A 14,362-nucleotide genomic window follows, 5' to 3' on the forward strand; every position below is an offset into this window, starting at 1 on the left:
ATGCATTCATCCTTTACGGCTTCTTCGGTAATAAAAGTAGCGGTCGATTAAGATTGCACCTATGGCTGAACATATGCTGGCGAGCAGAGTCGGGGCGACAATGTCCGTCGGTGAAGCAGAATCATAGTTCATTCTGATCGCAATCACCGTGGTCGGGATCAACGTAATACTCGAAGTATTAATCGCAAGAAACGTAATCATCGACCGGCTTGCGGAATTTTTCCCGCCATTTAATTCTTTCAGCTGCTCCATCGCTTTTATTCCGAGAGGGGTAGCGGCATTTCCAAGTCCAAACATATTGGCCATCATATTTGATAATATATAACCCAACGCTGGATGATCGGCTGGAACTTCGGGAAACAGCTTTTTAACAACCGGCCGGAACAAAAGGGATAACTTTGTTAGCAGTCCGGCGTCCTCGGCAATTTTCATCATTCCCAGCCAGAAGACAAGAATGCTGATCAGGCCGATACAGAGCGTGACCGCTTCCTTTGCTCCAGTGAAAATCGCTTCATTGACCTCGTTCATCGTTCCATTTACCATCGCAAAAACAATTCCGACAATTGTCATAAATACCCAAATATAGTTAACCATTCTGTCTCAGCCCTGTTATCGCCGCAAATATATTTTTAAATAACTGAAAGAATCGTTTTTTCTTTTTCGTATCCTTTTCATAAAAAACAGGCTCGCTGCTGATGATTTTTCCATCTAGATAAATGACCGCTTTACCGACAATATCCGGTGCTTCTTGTTCATCCCATTGCGGCTTTGCCATTTTATATTTTATCTGGAAGAGCTTTTTTTCCTCCTCTTTCACAGGATATTTAAAAGCGTGGTCGAGATAGGTTTTTCCTTTATAAAAAGGCTCCTTTATTTCTTCTATATATCCTTCCGGTAAAACTTCAACGAGCGTATAGTCCTTAAACGCCGTTTCAAACAATTGGATATGGTCGTTCCAGTCATCCGGAGCATTTAAGGTAACAGCGATTAAATTCATTCCATCCTTTTCCGCTGTTGAGACAAGCGTTCGTTTAGCCCGCTTCGTGTAGCCTGTTTTGCCGCCGGTGCTGTATTCATATAATTGTGTCAGCATCCGGTTTTTATTTCGCCACACCCTGTCCCAGCGCTCGTTCGGATTGGGTGCCCTGTGGACTTTGGTGGCGGAAATTTCTTTGTATGTATCATTCATCATTGCATACCGGGTCAGCAAAGCCATATCGTATGCAGTAGAATAGTGTTTTTCATGATCATCGAGTCCGTGCGGGTTTTCAAAATGTGTGTTGGTCATGCCGATCTCTTTGGCTTTTTCATTCATAAGAAATACGAACCCGTCAAGGCTCCCGCCCACATGCTCGGCAATCGCCACGGCAGCATCGTTCCCTGACCTTAACATTAAACCATACACTAAATCTTCAAGTTTGATCTTTTCACCGGGCTGTAAATAAATCTTGGAGCCTTCTGTGTGGACAGCTTTCCCGGAGACTTTCACTTTTTCATCCATCTTCCCTGATTCTATCGCGAGGACCGCCGTCATAATCTTTGTGATACTGGCGATTCTCCGAACGGTATGGGCATCCTTTTCATAAAGAACCCGCCCTGATTCCTGCTCGATTAAAATAGCGCTTCTTGCGCTAATAGAAACAGAAGCTTCAAGCTTCTGGGGTACGCTGAAAATCAATATCGGGATGATGATAGAAATGATCGTCAGTTTCCATTTCCTGTGCATTTTCGCGACCTCTTCTCCTTTGCTGATTTGTACAAGTTTATGCAGGACAAGGTCTGTTATGACTAGAAATGGGCAACTGAAACGAATTAGAACGGGCTGTGTTGCAAAAAACAAAAAAAAACGAAAAACAATGAGTGTTTTTCGCAAGTCTTAATATGGCCGCCATTTTAGCTGGCTCGCTTTTTCAAATCGATCCTCCGCGTTCCGCCAGTTGACAATTTTCCACCAGTTGTCAACATATTCAGCGCGGTTGTTTTGATACTGTAAATAGTAGGCGTGCTCCCACACATCGAGAACAAGAATCGGAATCGTGTCCCATTGGGTTAAAAGCATATGCAGCTCTGACTGCAGTATTTCAAGATGCCTTGACCGGGGCGACCAGACAAGCAGCGCCCAGCCTACACCTTCCACCTGCTTGGCCGCTTCAGTAAAGTGTTTCTGAAAGGCTTCAAAGCTGCCAAAATACTTTTCTATTTCTTTTAGCAGTTTGCCTCTGGGGCTTCCTCCCCCGGCCGGGCTCATATTATTCCAAAAAATTGTATGAAGATAATGGCCCGAACCATTAAAGGCCAGTTCCCTTGACCAGTGTTTGACGAGAGAAAAGTCACCTGACTCCCTCGCTTTTTTAAGCATGATTTCCGCTTTATTCAACCCTTCAACATAGGAGCGATGGTGCTTATCATGGTGAAGCCGCATAATTTCTTCAGAAATGACCGGTTCAAGTGCATCGTAACGATAAGGGAGCGGCGGTAATGTATGCTTCCCCGCTTCTACGGCTGCGCCGGTCATCCATATCGTTCCAAGCTGCTGCCGCTCTGCAAAATAGGCTTCCATTTCCCGATGTAACAATTCGGTCTCTGTTTGCAGGTTGGCCAATTCATCCGTGGAGAGAGATTTTGCCGCCCCTTCAACAATTTTTGTGAACCGGTCGAGCTTGCTCCATATTTCTTCATGCTCCCCGACATTTTGAGATTTCAGGAAATCCTTTAGATCTTCATTCCAAACAGATACATTTTTGACATATTCCTCAAAGCGATTCATACGCTTCCCCGCTTTCTCTGTATATTCCTTCTTATCGTATGAGCCCATTTATAGAAAGTTTCACTTTTTTTAACACTTACGGTCATTGTGATTTGATTTATAGAAGGATTTTTTGTAAAAAAAAAGAATGCCGCAATCAATCGGCATTCGATTATTAGTTTGACTGGATCATTTTAGTACGGTAGTCTGTTTCGTAATATTCAAGTTCTTCCCGGATCTTTTGAAAGTCCGCTTCGACACTCTTTAATAACTGGTGAATGCTTTCTGGAACATCCAGGCGAAATTTAATTGAGTTCTTCCCGGTATAGGCGGAGCGGCTATCTTCAAACCAGGCATCATTTTTCGGTGAAAAGAATTCTTCGATACATTGATGGTAAATGCGGTACAATACTTTTTCAGCGCCACCTTTTGAAAATGGTTCGCTTTTTAAAATAACCGAACAAGCATCGAGGCCTTCCTCGCAATAGACGAGCAATTTCCTCATGTTTGAAAGAATCGATTTATAATACATGCTGTCGCCTGCTAATTCCTGCTCAAGCCCGGTAAGCGTCGTTTCGTTTAAAAATCCTTCAAGAGTGGAGACCGTTTTTTCCAAAAAATTCTTTACTTCTTCTACCTGCAGCTTCACGATCGTATTTCCCAAATCAAACACCTCCGATATTATTTGTGGTTGCCTGCGGCTGAACGATGAACTCGAGCGGTGAGCGAAGCTCGTATCCTTGCTTTCGGCCAATCGCCGCAAAGATCTCTGGCAGCTTTTTGTAATCAAGATCTTGAAAATACGCTGAAAACTCATTGTTATTATTTATGTATATTCTTTTGCGATGGCGAAAACCTGGATTTTTTAGCAAACAGGCAAGCGCAACGATATCCCGGAAATAGACGGGTCTGGAATCCGCATGAAATATAGGGTCCTGTTTGAAAGGAGTAAATTCTTCCATCGATTCTTCAAAAAAACGAACATACAAGACGTGTAAAGTTTTTTCGGTGCCGCCGTCAACGAAAGTGATTTCGCTTCTATTAAAATAGTCTTCAAAAGAATTGGATTTTTCTTTTTCCAGCTCATACCCTTTGCACTGCTTGATCAGCAAAATAACCCCTCCCATTATTGCGGCTGCCCCAAACTGGTGGAGCTTTCAGAAAGTTAAATTTATTTTACCATAGAATGATTGACCTTGTCAGGAATCGATCTTCTCCTGGAATTTTTCAAAAAACAGATCCGCTTCGTCCTGAATAAATTCATCATCGGTACTATCCGGCAAAGGAGGCAGCTCCTCAATGCTTTTCAATCCGAAATAATCGAGAAATTCCTTTGTCGTACCATATAAATACGCCCGTCCTGTTCCTTCCGCCCGGCCAACTTCCTTAATAAGGGCTTTAGCCGATAAAGTGTGAAGCGGCCGCTCCGTTTTGACGCCGCGGATTTCTTCAATTTCAGCGCGGGTGATTGGCTGTTTATAAGCGATAATCGCCAGCGTTTCTAGCGCCGCCTGGGAAAGATATGCGGCCCCGGGCGATTCGACAAGCTTTATTAAATAAGGGGCATTTTCTTTTTTGGTGACAAGCTGGTAAGTTCCGGCAAGCTGTGCAATCATGATTCCCCGCCCCGCGTCTTGTTCATATTCCTGCATTAAGTCTTCAATGGCCGCTTGGGCGGTATGCTCATCGGTATCCAAAGACTTAACGATTTGCTCGAACGTAAGCCCTTCATCCCCTGCTGCGAACAAAAGGCTTTCGACAATTCCTTTCCAGTTAACGATTTCCAACAGATTGTGCTCCTTCCACTGCTGATAAATATATTTCTGCGAAATTGTGTTCTTGTTCAACACTGATTTCCTTTCGCTTCATTAGTTCAAGGATCGCTAAAAATGTAACGACAATATGCTCCCGGACAGGGACGGAAAAGAGCTCTGTAAAGCTTTTGCGGCCCTTGAAGTTTTTCAGTTCTTCGACGATTTCATCCATCCGCTTCTCAATGGAAATTTCCTGCCGCGAGATTTTTGTCGCCAGCGGTTTTTGCAGCTTTTTTCTTCTTAACAGTTTTTGAAAAGCGCCCAGCATATCGTACAGAGATACATTCAGTTCAGCCGTTTTCGATCTCGTCTCGTCTGCATAGCCGGAAAGGTCACTCGGTGCCTTTGTATACATGAGGCCACGTTCCTGTTCCATAAACTTGAGATCATGGGCAGCTTCTTTGTATTTTCGGTATTCAATCAGCCGTTCAACAAGTTCATCTCTTGGATCTTCTTCAAACTCGACGCCAAATTCATCTTCGTCCAATTCTTCCTCATGCTTGGGAAGAAGCATCTTGCTTTTGATTGCCAGCAGCGTTGCCGCCATGACGAGATATTCACTGGCCACATCGAGCTGGAGTTCTTTCATCGCATGTATATATAGTAAATATTGCTCCGTTATTTGTGAGACCGGAATGTCATATATGTCTATTTCAAGCCGATTAATGAGATGAAGCAGCAAATCGAGCGGCCCTTCAAATGCACCAATCTTCACGTTATATTGCATAATTCCCACCAATATTTCTTAAAATATTCTTCATTTGTTTTATTACTAGTATAGAGGATTCACAATGGTTGTCCAATAGAAATTTAAACATCGCCAACCTTCACCAGCAAAATATTGCATTCGCCCAAACCAAATGACCCAGACTCACATATGCTGTGATTGTTAACAGAAAAGCATTTTATAGGAGGAATGTAACTATGTCCGATGGAAAAGGCTATGGATATGGAGCAGGCTTTGCGCTGATTGTTGTTTTGTTTATTTTACTCATCATCGTAGGCGCTTCCTGGCTTTGTTAAAAACAGTAGAGCTGGCTTAAGGGCTTGATATTGGACTTAAACGTGCGATTCGCGATTAAACGAATCGTTTGGCGTGTTTGCCGGGCATTGTCAGCTGAAGAGGGGGCAGCTCTCATTTCAGCTGGCATTTTTCCGTTTTAAAGTTTCTTCGGATGAAGAAAGCAGGATTCTTTTATGGTAAAATGTCTTTACATAATTGCGGGAGTGAACCTATGTATCCAAAAGCGTATATTTCATATCTGGCCCATTTTCATGGCGACCGGGACTATTTTGAATGCCATGAAATTTTAGAGGAATATTGGAAAAGCATTAATGGCGAAAAAGATTCAGTATGGGTCGGCCTCATCTTAACAGCTGTATCTGCTTATCATCACCGGCGCGGAAATTTTTCGGGTGCGCACAAAACGTTGAAAAAAGCGATCTCAATCTTTGAACCAAAACGGGATCAGCTTGCTAAGCTCGGCTTGGATGATGAGCTTTTGCTTGAAAACCTGAATGATGTATTGACGGCTATCGAAGATCAAGAGCCTTATGCAAGCTTTACATTACCGATCTCTGACAAAGCGCTTATTGCCTCTTGTATTCAGGAATGCGAGTTTAAGGGGATGAATTGGAGAAGTCCGAGTGATTTGCACGATGAAAATCTGCTGCACCGCCATTTTTTACGTGATCGTACAGATGTTATCGAAGAACGGGATCGGGCAAAAAGGGAAAAAAATAGAGGCTGACCCCGCTAAAGCTGGATCAGCCTTCCTGATAGTTTATAAAGGGGCCTCTTCGGTGTTGTCATCATCCAAATCACATTTATTGATAAACCCGGCAGTATATTCATTCGCGATAAATTGGTGTTCTGGATATAATTCCTTGAGCGATTTAACCATTGCTTTGCCGATCCCCTGCTGCCTGTGGGAAGGATTGACTGAAATATGCTGGATCTCGGCAGATTGATCCGTAAATTTTACCCCAACCAAGCCGATAATGTCCTCTTCTTCTCTCCATAAGAACAATTTCTGGTCTTCTTCGGATTCATATTGCTTAATCGTTTGCTGAAGTTTTTTCAAATCCTTTTCAGTCGGCATAAATGATAAAAGGCCCATTGCGATTTTTTCAAATGATTTCTTATACCTGATTAACATTTTTATCCCTCTTTAGTGAATTAGAAGCGTTTTTGTATATTCTGCTTAGCAACCTATTTTTCCCTATTCACGCAAACTTTAAACTTTTTTTATTATATGTATCAAAAATATGCCTGTTCGTGCAATCGTCCTAATCATACAAAATATGGCCTTATTTCTCAACAGGAATTATTGAGAAGGTGCAAACGCCAGCCAATAATAAACACCCCATCCCAACGATAGAACGAGAATCAGGATAAACAAAATCCAATTGTTTTTTTTCATAACACATCCGTAACCTCCCGGACCCAAAAGTAATCATTACGGTGTTTTCTGACTAACAACCTTGCTGGATGGCCAACGTTTCATTCGATGCACTTTATTCTACACCAAACCTTCAATTTTAGCCAATTTCTCTCAGAAAGGACGCTGCTGATTTTATTTAGAGGAGCAGAAAAATAAAAAACTAAGCTGCAAAGCGGACAGCTTAGTTTTTCACTTTTTCCTTTAAAGGAAAGTCAAAGCGGATTAAATCCGCAAACGTTTCCCGCTTTATAACGACTCTCGCTTCGCCATTTTCGACAAAGACTACAGGAGGCCTCGGGATGCGGTTGTAATTATTGGCCATCGAGTAGCCATATGCTCCGGTACAAAAAACAGCGAGAACATCACTAGTCTCAGCCTTGGGCAATGGAAGATCCCAAATAAGCATATCTCCAGATTCGCAGCATTTTCCTGCAATCGAGACAGTTTCCTCCGCTTTTGCCAGTGGACGGCTTGCGAGGACCGCCTCATATTTTGCTTGATAGAGGGCAGGCCTGATATTGTCGCTCATGCCACCATCAACCGCAAGATATTGACGCACATTCGGAACTTCCTTGCGGGAGCCGACTTTATATAAAGTTGTTCCCGCATCACCAACGAGGGAACGGCCTGGTTCAATCCAGATTTCCGGCATCTGCATTGAAAAGCGCGCGGCCTGGGCCTTCACTTCTTCAATAATTTCCTCAACATATTGGAAAGCCGGAATCGGATCGTCTTCGCTTGTGTAGCGGATCCCAAAACCGCCGCCCAGGTTGAGAACCTGAGGTTCGTACGAAAAATTGTTTTTCCATTCATTTAGCTTCTCAAAAATCTTTCTCGCAGCTAACACAAATCCCGTTGTATCAAAGATTTGTGAACCAATATGACAGTGAATCCCGAGCAGGTGGAGATCGCGTGAACCGAGAGCGGTCGTGAGCGCTGTTTCCGCCTGTCCGTTTTGCAGATCAAAGCCGAACTTCGAGTCTTCCTGGCCTGTTAAGATGTAATCATGCGTATGGGCTTCAATTCCAGGCGTCACCCTGAGGAGAATATTCGCCTGCATTTTTTTTTCTGCACAAATGGCGGAAAGAAGCTCAAGCTCATAAAAATTATCCACCACAATACAGCCGATTTGGTGCTCCATTGCCATTTCCAATTCTTCTCTGCTTTTATTGTTGCCGTGAAAATGGATCTTTTCGACGGGAAATTGAGCAGCAAGTGCCGTATAAAGCTCCCCGCCGGACACCACATCAAGGGAAAGACCTTCCTCTTTTGCGAGCTGGCACATCGCGATTGAAGAAAAAGCCTTGCTGGCGTATGCGACTTGTGCCGTTACGCCCAATTTTTCAAACGTATTTTTAAAGCTTCTTGCCCGTTCGCGGATAAGAGCAACATCATATACATATAAAGGCGTGCCAAACTTTTCAGCTAAATCTATCGTATCAAGGCCGCCAATTTCCAGGTGGCCTTTATCATTTACTTTTGTTGTCCCATGAAAGTACATGCTTCTCCCTCATTCCCTTGTGAAAACAGTCCTTTTAGTATCCTCACTAAAGCTTATGCCTTTTTTAATTACAAATTACTGTACCATAACCAATGCGAATCCGCAATTGGATAGTCACCTTTCTATATGTTATGACAGGTTTGCTTTTATGAATTGGACGGCTGCTTATAACGGTTTTTTGTATGGACGATGCTGGGCCGGATTTTCGAGCCTGGAACGGACTGGCGTATCAAAATCTGGATAAAGGCCCTCGGGTTGAAAGGAAGAAACGGCCATAGATACGGTGTATTTAATGAACGAATCGCGGCTAGAAGTAAAATATACAGCGTGATACCAACCACCAGTCCCGGCACGTTAAAAATGGCGACAGCAAGCAATAACAGCAGCCTGGCAATTTTATTGGCAATGCTGAGTTCATAGCTGGGGGTCGAATATGTACCGATAGCTGCGACTGCAATATATAAAATAACTTCGGGAACAAACAACCCGACATCGATCGCGATTTGCCCGATCAAAACAGCTGCGATTAACCCCATTGATGTTGACAGGGGTGTCGGTGTATGAATAGAGGCTATCCGCAAAAATTCAATGCCAATATCGGCAATAAATAATTGGACAATGATGGGGACACTCGTTTTTTCGTTAGGACCGATAAAAGAGAGCTGATCCGGCAACAGGGATGGGTCCTGTACAAATAAATACCAGAGCGGCAACAGAAACAGGGAAGCCAGCAATCCGAGAAAACGGACCCACCTGACAAATGTGCCGACTGTTGGCGATTGCCTGTACTCTTCTGCATGCTGCAAGTGATGGAAATACGTTGTCGGGGTAATGATTACACTCGGGGAAGTGTCAACATAAACAAGGACATGCCCTTCTAAAAGATGAACCGCTGCAACGTCTGGACGCTCCGTATATCTCACAAGAGGATACGGATTATACCCTTGCTTCAACAAATATTCTTCGACCGTTTTATCCGCCATGGGTAATCCGTCGATTTCAATTCCTTTAATTTCCTTCTTAATAACATCAACGAGATCCTGATTGGCCACATCACTAATATAAACGACAGCGATATCCGTTTTTGAGCGTTCACCCGCTTTAATCATTTCAAACCGCAACCGCTCGTCGCGGACTCTTCTTCTCGTTAAAGCTGTATTCACAACAATATTCTCGACAAACCCGTCACGGGAACCGCGAATAACCTTTTCCACATCAGGCTCTTCGGGCTGGCGGCCCGGATAATTACGAACATCAATGGCAATTCCCGAGCTTTCCCCTTGCACGACGGCGACCATTAAGCCGGAAAGGACCTGGTCAACCAATTCATCCAGGTTTTCGATTACCTTCACCTGGTGATGATCAATCCGATTTTCAATAATTTTGAACAAGTTCGTCGACAGCTTTTCAACATCATTAATTCCAATCAGTCGCCCAACAACCTGAACAACCACCTTCGTCTCGCTGAGACCATTAATATAATAGAGATGGACATCCTTGCGGAGAATCTTTAGTTTTCTGACACCGAGATCAAAGCTGGTCTCAAGGCCGATGCGGTTTTTCAGATATTGTTCAACGTCATCAACCGATTCGGGAATCGGCATATTATTGTCTGTGTTTGCCGTCATAGTAGCCGCTCCTTTCCTCTGCTCTGTTAGTGATCCACAAAGTAAAGCCAGTGGAATAATGATCCGAACACTTTACCGAATACAATCGCCATTAGCAAACTGATGATCCTGTCCTCCATGCCAACCCGTTTTGCCAAAATCGGGAAAACATTCAAAACTTCGGTTAATGCTGCTGCAAGCAACCCGATAAAAACCCCGCCCGAGAGTCCAAGCGGAATTAAAAATAGCGGTGAAACATGAAATACCGGATCCCTGATCGTCGCCAAAGCGCCTGCCACCGCACCAAGAACAACGGCCCATTCGTAAGAGAAGATTTTTTTCATTGTCCTGGAGAGCTGGGTGAGGCGCGGGATGATCCCGAGAACGGTAAGAAAAGCGACAAAGCCTGCCCCAACTGTTAATCCCGCAGCAAAGCCGATAAATAAGACGGCAAGGACATGAATAATCATTCGAGATGCTTGACGCTTTCCTTGTTTTCGTGCATGATGACGTACTGGTCTAAATCCTGCTGGTAATTAAACATTTCAACTTCCAGGGGGCTTGGCTCTTCGTTAATCCTTCTTCGGAAAACATGATTAAAAAACAGGACCATTCCGAGGCCCAATCCGAATGAATAAGGAATTTGAAATAGAAGCGGCTTCGCGACAACTTTCCCGGTGATGATCGTATAAATTCGCTGCTGGACCTCCTGCATGCTGACGTCCTCATGAAAGTTCATGATCGCAAGGGCAGCGCCGAAAAAAAGCAAAAGCCAAATCAGCAAAAAGACGGGAACGGAGACCTCCTTCTTCTTGTCGACCACTTCGATAATCACCTGGGATGGGCCGATCGTCTGCACCTCTACATTTTCAAAAGCTTTCTTAATATAAAGGACCACTTTCATGACATCAATGACGACAAAATTTAGATCTTCTCTGGAAATTTTATAAATTTGCAAATTTTGCAATTGTTTAAGCAGAGAATCGTCTGCGATAATCTGTGCAATATCCTGCAAATAAATCGTATGTTCCGGCTTTACTTGAGCACGATGACGCATGCGAATGTAGATCGTTTTTTCCATCACATTCACTTCCCAACATTGATTTCCTCGTATAAATAGTATGAGTTGCTTTGAAAGGTTTCATGAACCCCAAAAAATGGCGGATGCGGGAATTAAAAGGAATGATATCAGGAGGGGAATTCCTTTCGTGGTTCGTCGAAAGTTTTTTAAAAATGAAAGACCGCATGGATTTATATGTCCATGCGGTCTTTCATTTGCTGGAGAATTTTTTTCTCGAGCCGGGAAACTTGAACCTGCGAGATGCCAAGCCGTGCCGCTACTTCCGATTGCGTCTGGTCCTTATAATAACGCAAATACACAATCAGCTGCTCCCGTTCATCCAGCTCGCTAATCGCTTCTTTTAAGGCAATTTTATCAAACCATTTGCCTTCATCGCCATTGTCAATTTGGTCGAGCAGCGTGATGGGATCGCCATCGTTTTCATAGACGGTTTCATGAATCGAGGAAGGCGTCCGTCCCGCTTCCTGGGCAAGAATAATATCCTCGGCGGGGATCTCAAGATATTCCGATAATTCGGAAACCGTTGGCACCCTGCCAAGATTTTTAGATAATTCATCCTTCGCTTTACGGATGCGGTTTCCCATTTCCTTTAACGACCGGCTCACTTTTACAGTTCCATCATCGCGGATAAACCTCTGGATTTCGCCGATAATCATCGGGACGGCATAGGTCGAAAATTTCACATCATAAGAAAGGTCGAATTTATCGACAGACTTTAATAAACCGATGCAGCCGATCTGAAATAAGTCATCCGGCTCATAGCCCCTGTTTAAGAAGCGCTGGACGACAGACCAAACGAGCCGCATGTTTTTCTGGACGATTGTATCCCGGGATGCCTGATCGCCTTCCTGGCTTTTCTTGATTAATTCCTTGACTTCGTGGTCTTTTAGGTACGGTTGGCTTTTTTCTTTCTTAACCTCCACATCCATAGGCAGTCTCCTTAATTACACAGCATTTTGCTCTTTGATAAATGCTTTCTTAAGCGGATTTCTGTTCCTTTGCCGGGCTGCGACTGAATGTCTACTTCATCCATAAAATTTTCCATGATCGTGAATCCCATTCCGGACCTTTCCAATTCGGGCTTTGTCGTAAATAAAGGCTGGCGGGCTTCTTCAACATCGATAATTCCCTGCCCGTCATCCTTGATTTTCATATCAATAAAGCCATCTTCAATTAAAACGGAAATGTACACTTTTCCGTTTGGATCGTTCTCGTAGCCATGTATAATCGCATTTGTAACAGCCTCGGAAACGACTGTTTTGATTTCGGTCAGTTCGTCCATCGTCGGATCAAGCTGGGCAATAAACGCGGCTACAGTTACCCTTGCAAACGACTCATTCTGGCTTAGGGCACTGAATTGTATATTCATCTCATTTTTCATGGTTAAGCAACCCCCAATCTTTCCAGCGCAAATTGTTCTGACGGCTCCAATCGAATGATTTTAAATAAGCCTGACATATCAAAAAGCCGCTGAACCGCAGGGGAAATTGCACAAACCACCATTTCGCCATCCACTTGTTTAATTTGTTTATACCTGCCTAAAATCACACCCAGCCCTGAACTGTCCATAAACGAAAGCTGCTCGAGATTCAAAATGATATGGCGAATGTCAAACTCGGCAATTGCCTTTGTCGCCTGTGTGCGAAGCTCTTCTGCCGTATGATGGTCGAGCTCTCCGCTCAAGCGCAAACATAGAACGTCACGCTTTACTTCCATGTTAATATTAAGACTCACTATTTCTGGCCTCCTTCTCCGGATATCCTCAGGGAACTGCCGAAAAGCTGTCAATGGCGGCAGTACTGGAATAGCCGATCGGTTTTGACTTGCGTTAGCCAAGGATCGCTCCCTGCTAATGGCAGTATACCTTTATAGTGAGTCAAATTCGCTCCTGTTTGTTCGTTTTCCTTCTTAAAGACAAAACTAGTGAAGATTCGCTAAAAATAATTCGCGTTTCAGTCTTTCGACATTACTTTTCTCCCGCTTTCGTAAACATGCCGAATGCCCGTTTATAAAGAGTCCACCAGCCCGCTTCTTTAACGGACTCTTTTGCAACAAGCGGGCTCTCCACAATCGTGGTTCCATCCTTTACGAGCTTTAAAGTCCCAATTTGATCTCCTTTTGTGATCGGTGCGCGTAAATTGGAGTGAATGGAAATCTGCTTCTTGACATTTTCAATATTTTCCCCTTTTTTTGTCAGCAACGAGATTGGCTCGCTTGTTAGAGCCTCTACTTTTTTCTTTTCGCCTTTGCTGATTTTCGCATGCACAAGCGAATCGTTTCTTTCATACATTGGATGTGTCTCATACTGGCTGAAAGCATAATCAAGCATTTTTGTAACCTGGGCATTGCGCTCTTTCGACGTTGGCGCACCAAAAACAACGGCGATCACCCGCATGCCATTCTTTTCTGCCGTAGCTGTTAGGCAATATTTTGCGTCACGCGTAAATCCTGTTTTCAGCCCATCTACTCCGGGATAAAAACGGACAAGCTTGTTTGTATTGACGAGCCAGAATTTTTTGTCCGTATTTTCACGGAGATAGTCCTCGTAACTACCGGTGTATTTCGTAATCTCCTCGTATTTTAAAAGTTCCTTTGCGATAATTGACATGTCATGAGCTGTACTGTAATGGTCCTCTTCAGGAAGACCTGTCGTGTTTTGAAACTTTGTATTTTTAAGTCCAAGCTCCTTCGCTCTTTTGTTCATCAACTCAACAAATGCTTCCTCCGACCCGGAAATCCGTTCAGCCATGGCAACCGACGCATCGTTGCCGGAACCGATCGCAATTCCTTTCAGCATTTCCTCAGTCGTCATTTCTTCGCCAGCTTCAAGAAAAATTTGTGAACCGCCCATCGATGCAGCGTACTCACTTGTACGGATTTTTTCATCCCACTTCAACTTCCCTTGATCGAGAGCCTCCATAATTAACAGCATCGTCATAATCTTCGTCATGCTTGCCGGCGGGAGTTTTTCATGGCTGTTTTTCTCAAATAAAACGGTTCCTGTATCCCGTTCGATCAATATCGCTGATTTTACATTTTCTACTATTTCAGTCTGTCTTTTCTCTTCAGCATTTACAATCGGTACTGCAAAGCAAGTAAAAAGAAATGTTATAAGCATGATAGAGCCAACACGTTTCATTGCATAGACCTCCATTCTTTATATGTTCCA

Annotated in this window: 18 protein-coding genes; 2 read left to right on the forward strand and 16 right to left on the reverse strand. The window is 43.6% G+C overall.

Features of this window, described 5'->3' with window-relative positions:
* Positions 1–6 precede the first annotated feature (6 nt).
* The 7 genes from CU633_RS15430 to CU633_RS15460 all read right to left on the reverse strand — a co-directional run bounded on the left by CU633_RS15430 (position 7) and on the right by CU633_RS15460 (position 5,287).
* Complete coding sequence (locus CU633_RS15430; protein ID WP_101661485.1) at positions 7–594, reverse strand: nucleoside recognition domain-containing protein; 588 nt, start codon at positions 592–594, stop codon at positions 7–9.
* On the reverse strand, positions 587–1,726 hold the full coding sequence (locus tag CU633_RS15435; protein WP_101661486.1) for a D-alanyl-D-alanine carboxypeptidase family protein: 1,140 nt from the start codon (positions 1,724–1,726) through the stop codon (positions 587–589). Before CU633_RS15435 ends, CU633_RS15430 begins: the two co-directional genes overlap by 8 nt.
* 150 nt (positions 1,727–1,876) lie before the next feature.
* Positions 1,877–2,767, reverse strand: a complete 891-nt coding sequence (locus CU633_RS15440) for a superoxide dismutase (RefSeq protein ID WP_101661487.1) — start codon at positions 2,765–2,767, stop codon at positions 1,877–1,879.
* Positions 2,768–2,921: 154 nt separating this feature from the next.
* A complete protein-coding gene (locus CU633_RS15445; protein WP_101661488.1) occupies positions 2,922–3,410 on the reverse strand; it encodes a YpuI family protein in 489 nt (162 codons plus the stop codon).
* Between the two features lies 1 nt (position 3,411).
* On the reverse strand, positions 3,412–3,858 hold the full coding sequence (locus tag CU633_RS15450; protein ID WP_101661489.1) for a hypothetical protein: 447 nt from the start codon (positions 3,856–3,858) through the stop codon (positions 3,412–3,414).
* Between the two features lie 87 nt (positions 3,859–3,945).
* The gene (gene scpB / locus CU633_RS15455; RefSeq protein ID WP_101661490.1) at positions 3,946–4,533 is read right to left on the reverse strand and encodes an SMC-Scp complex subunit ScpB; all 588 of its coding nucleotides are present in this window, start codon (positions 4,531–4,533) and stop codon (positions 3,946–3,948) included.
* The gene (locus CU633_RS15460) at positions 4,520–5,287 is read right to left on the reverse strand and encodes a segregation/condensation protein A (RefSeq protein ID WP_101661491.1); all 768 of its coding nucleotides are present in this window, start codon (positions 5,285–5,287) and stop codon (positions 4,520–4,522) included. Before CU633_RS15460 ends, scpB begins: the two co-directional genes overlap by 14 nt.
* Before the next feature lie 197 nt (positions 5,288–5,484).
* Here CU633_RS15460 and CU633_RS15465 point away from each other — a divergent pair, with 197 nt between their 5' ends.
* Positions 5,485–5,583 carry a YjcZ family sporulation protein gene (locus CU633_RS15465; RefSeq protein WP_101575747.1) on the forward strand — a complete coding sequence of 33 codons (99 nt, stop codon included), beginning with the start codon at positions 5,485–5,487 and terminating at the stop codon, positions 5,581–5,583.
* Positions 5,584–5,795: 212 nt separating this feature from the next.
* The gene (locus tag CU633_RS15470; RefSeq protein ID WP_101661492.1) at positions 5,796–6,311 is read left to right on the forward strand and encodes a DUF309 domain-containing protein; all 516 of its coding nucleotides are present in this window, start codon (positions 5,796–5,798) and stop codon (positions 6,309–6,311) included.
* A 33-nt stretch (positions 6,312–6,344) separates the two neighbouring features.
* Here CU633_RS15470 and CU633_RS15475 read toward each other — a convergent pair whose 3' ends face one another.
* The 9 genes from CU633_RS15475 to CU633_RS15515 all read right to left on the reverse strand — a co-directional run bounded on the left by CU633_RS15475 (position 6,345) and on the right by CU633_RS15515 (position 14,332).
* Positions 6,345–6,719: a GNAT family N-acetyltransferase gene (locus tag CU633_RS15475; RefSeq protein WP_101661493.1), complete on the reverse strand. Its 375-nt coding sequence runs from the start codon at positions 6,717–6,719 to the stop codon at positions 6,345–6,347.
* 466 nt (positions 6,720–7,185) lie between these two features.
* Complete coding sequence (gene lysA / locus CU633_RS15480; RefSeq protein ID WP_101661494.1) at positions 7,186–8,505, reverse strand: diaminopimelate decarboxylase; 1,320 nt, start codon at positions 8,503–8,505, stop codon at positions 7,186–7,188.
* Between the two features lie 146 nt (positions 8,506–8,651).
* The gene (locus tag CU633_RS15485) at positions 8,652–10,133 is read right to left on the reverse strand and encodes a spore germination protein (RefSeq protein WP_101661495.1); all 1,482 of its coding nucleotides are present in this window, start codon (positions 10,131–10,133) and stop codon (positions 8,652–8,654) included.
* A gap of 26 nt (positions 10,134–10,159) precedes the next feature.
* Complete coding sequence (locus CU633_RS15490) at positions 10,160–10,582, reverse strand: stage V sporulation protein AB (protein ID WP_101661496.1); 423 nt, start codon at positions 10,580–10,582, stop codon at positions 10,160–10,162.
* The gene (locus CU633_RS15495; RefSeq protein WP_101661497.1) at positions 10,579–11,193 is read right to left on the reverse strand and encodes a stage V sporulation protein AA; all 615 of its coding nucleotides are present in this window, start codon (positions 11,191–11,193) and stop codon (positions 10,579–10,581) included. The genes CU633_RS15490 and CU633_RS15495 overlap by 4 nt, the downstream gene beginning before the upstream one ends.
* Positions 11,194–11,363: 170 nt before the next feature.
* Positions 11,364–12,122 (reverse strand): RNA polymerase sporulation sigma factor SigF, encoded by a 759-nt coding sequence (gene sigF, locus CU633_RS15500; RefSeq protein ID WP_101661498.1) that lies wholly within the window; start codon positions 12,120–12,122, stop codon positions 11,364–11,366.
* Positions 12,123–12,133: 11 nt separating this feature from the next.
* On the reverse strand, positions 12,134–12,574 hold the full coding sequence (spoIIAB, locus tag CU633_RS15505) for an anti-sigma F factor (RefSeq protein WP_101661499.1): 441 nt from the start codon (positions 12,572–12,574) through the stop codon (positions 12,134–12,136).
* A 2-nt stretch (positions 12,575–12,576) separates the two neighbouring features.
* Complete coding sequence (gene spoIIAA / locus CU633_RS15510) at positions 12,577–12,927, reverse strand: anti-sigma F factor antagonist (RefSeq protein WP_101661500.1); 351 nt, start codon at positions 12,925–12,927, stop codon at positions 12,577–12,579.
* A gap of 232 nt (positions 12,928–13,159) precedes the next feature.
* Complete coding sequence (locus tag CU633_RS15515; RefSeq protein WP_101661501.1) at positions 13,160–14,332, reverse strand: D-alanyl-D-alanine carboxypeptidase family protein; 1,173 nt, start codon at positions 14,330–14,332, stop codon at positions 13,160–13,162.
* Positions 14,333–14,362: the final 30 nt, after the last annotated feature.

The sequence above is a fragment of the Bacillus sp. V3-13 genome, assembly GCF_002860165.1.
GTDB lineage: Bacteria > Bacillota > Bacilli > Bacillales > Cytobacillaceae > Bacillus_BJ.

What these genes read in the sequence shown, in the direction of transcription:
- CU633_RS15430 (WP_101661485.1), bottom strand. Translation starts at nt 594, where the DNA reads ATGGTTAACTATATTTGGGTATTTATGACAATTGTCGGAATTGTTTTT.
- CU633_RS15435 (WP_101661486.1), bottom strand. Translation starts at nt 1,726, where the DNA reads ATGCACAGGAAATGGAAACTGACGATCATTTCTATCATCATCCCGATA.
- CU633_RS15440 (WP_101661487.1), bottom strand. Translation starts at nt 2,767, where the DNA reads ATGAATCGCTTTGAGGAATATGTCAAAAATGTATCTGTTTGGAATGAA.
- CU633_RS15460 (WP_101661491.1), bottom strand. Translation starts at nt 5,287, where the DNA reads ATGCAATATAACGTGAAGATTGGTGCATTTGAAGGGCCGCTCGATTTG.
- CU633_RS15465 (WP_101575747.1), top strand. Translation starts at nt 5,485, where the DNA reads ATGTCCGATGGAAAAGGCTATGGATATGGAGCAGGCTTTGCGCTGATT.
- CU633_RS15470 (WP_101661492.1), top strand. Translation starts at nt 5,796, where the DNA reads ATGTATCCAAAAGCGTATATTTCATATCTGGCCCATTTTCATGGCGAC.
- CU633_RS15475 (WP_101661493.1), bottom strand. Translation starts at nt 6,719, where the DNA reads ATGTTAATCAGGTATAAGAAATCATTTGAAAAAATCGCAATGGGCCTT.
- lysA (WP_101661494.1), bottom strand. Translation starts at nt 8,505, where the DNA reads ATGTACTTTCATGGGACAACAAAAGTAAATGATAAAGGCCACCTGGAA.
- CU633_RS15485 (WP_101661495.1), bottom strand. Translation starts at nt 10,133, where the DNA reads ATGACGGCAAACACAGACAATAATATGCCGATTCCCGAATCGGTTGAT.
- CU633_RS15490 (WP_101661496.1), bottom strand. Translation starts at nt 10,582, where the DNA reads ATGATTATTCATGTCCTTGCCGTCTTATTTATCGGCTTTGCTGCGGGA.
- CU633_RS15495 (WP_101661497.1), bottom strand. Translation starts at nt 11,193, where the DNA reads ATGGAAAAAACGATCTACATTCGCATGCGTCATCGTGCTCAAGTAAAG.
- sigF (WP_101661498.1), bottom strand. Translation starts at nt 12,122, where the DNA reads ATGGATGTGGAGGTTAAGAAAGAAAAAAGCCAACCGTACCTAAAAGAC.
- spoIIAB (WP_101661499.1), bottom strand. Translation starts at nt 12,574, where the DNA reads ATGAAAAATGAGATGAATATACAATTCAGTGCCCTAAGCCAGAATGAG.
- CU633_RS15515 (WP_101661501.1), bottom strand. Translation starts at nt 14,332, where the DNA reads ATGAAACGTGTTGGCTCTATCATGCTTATAACATTTCTTTTTACTTGC.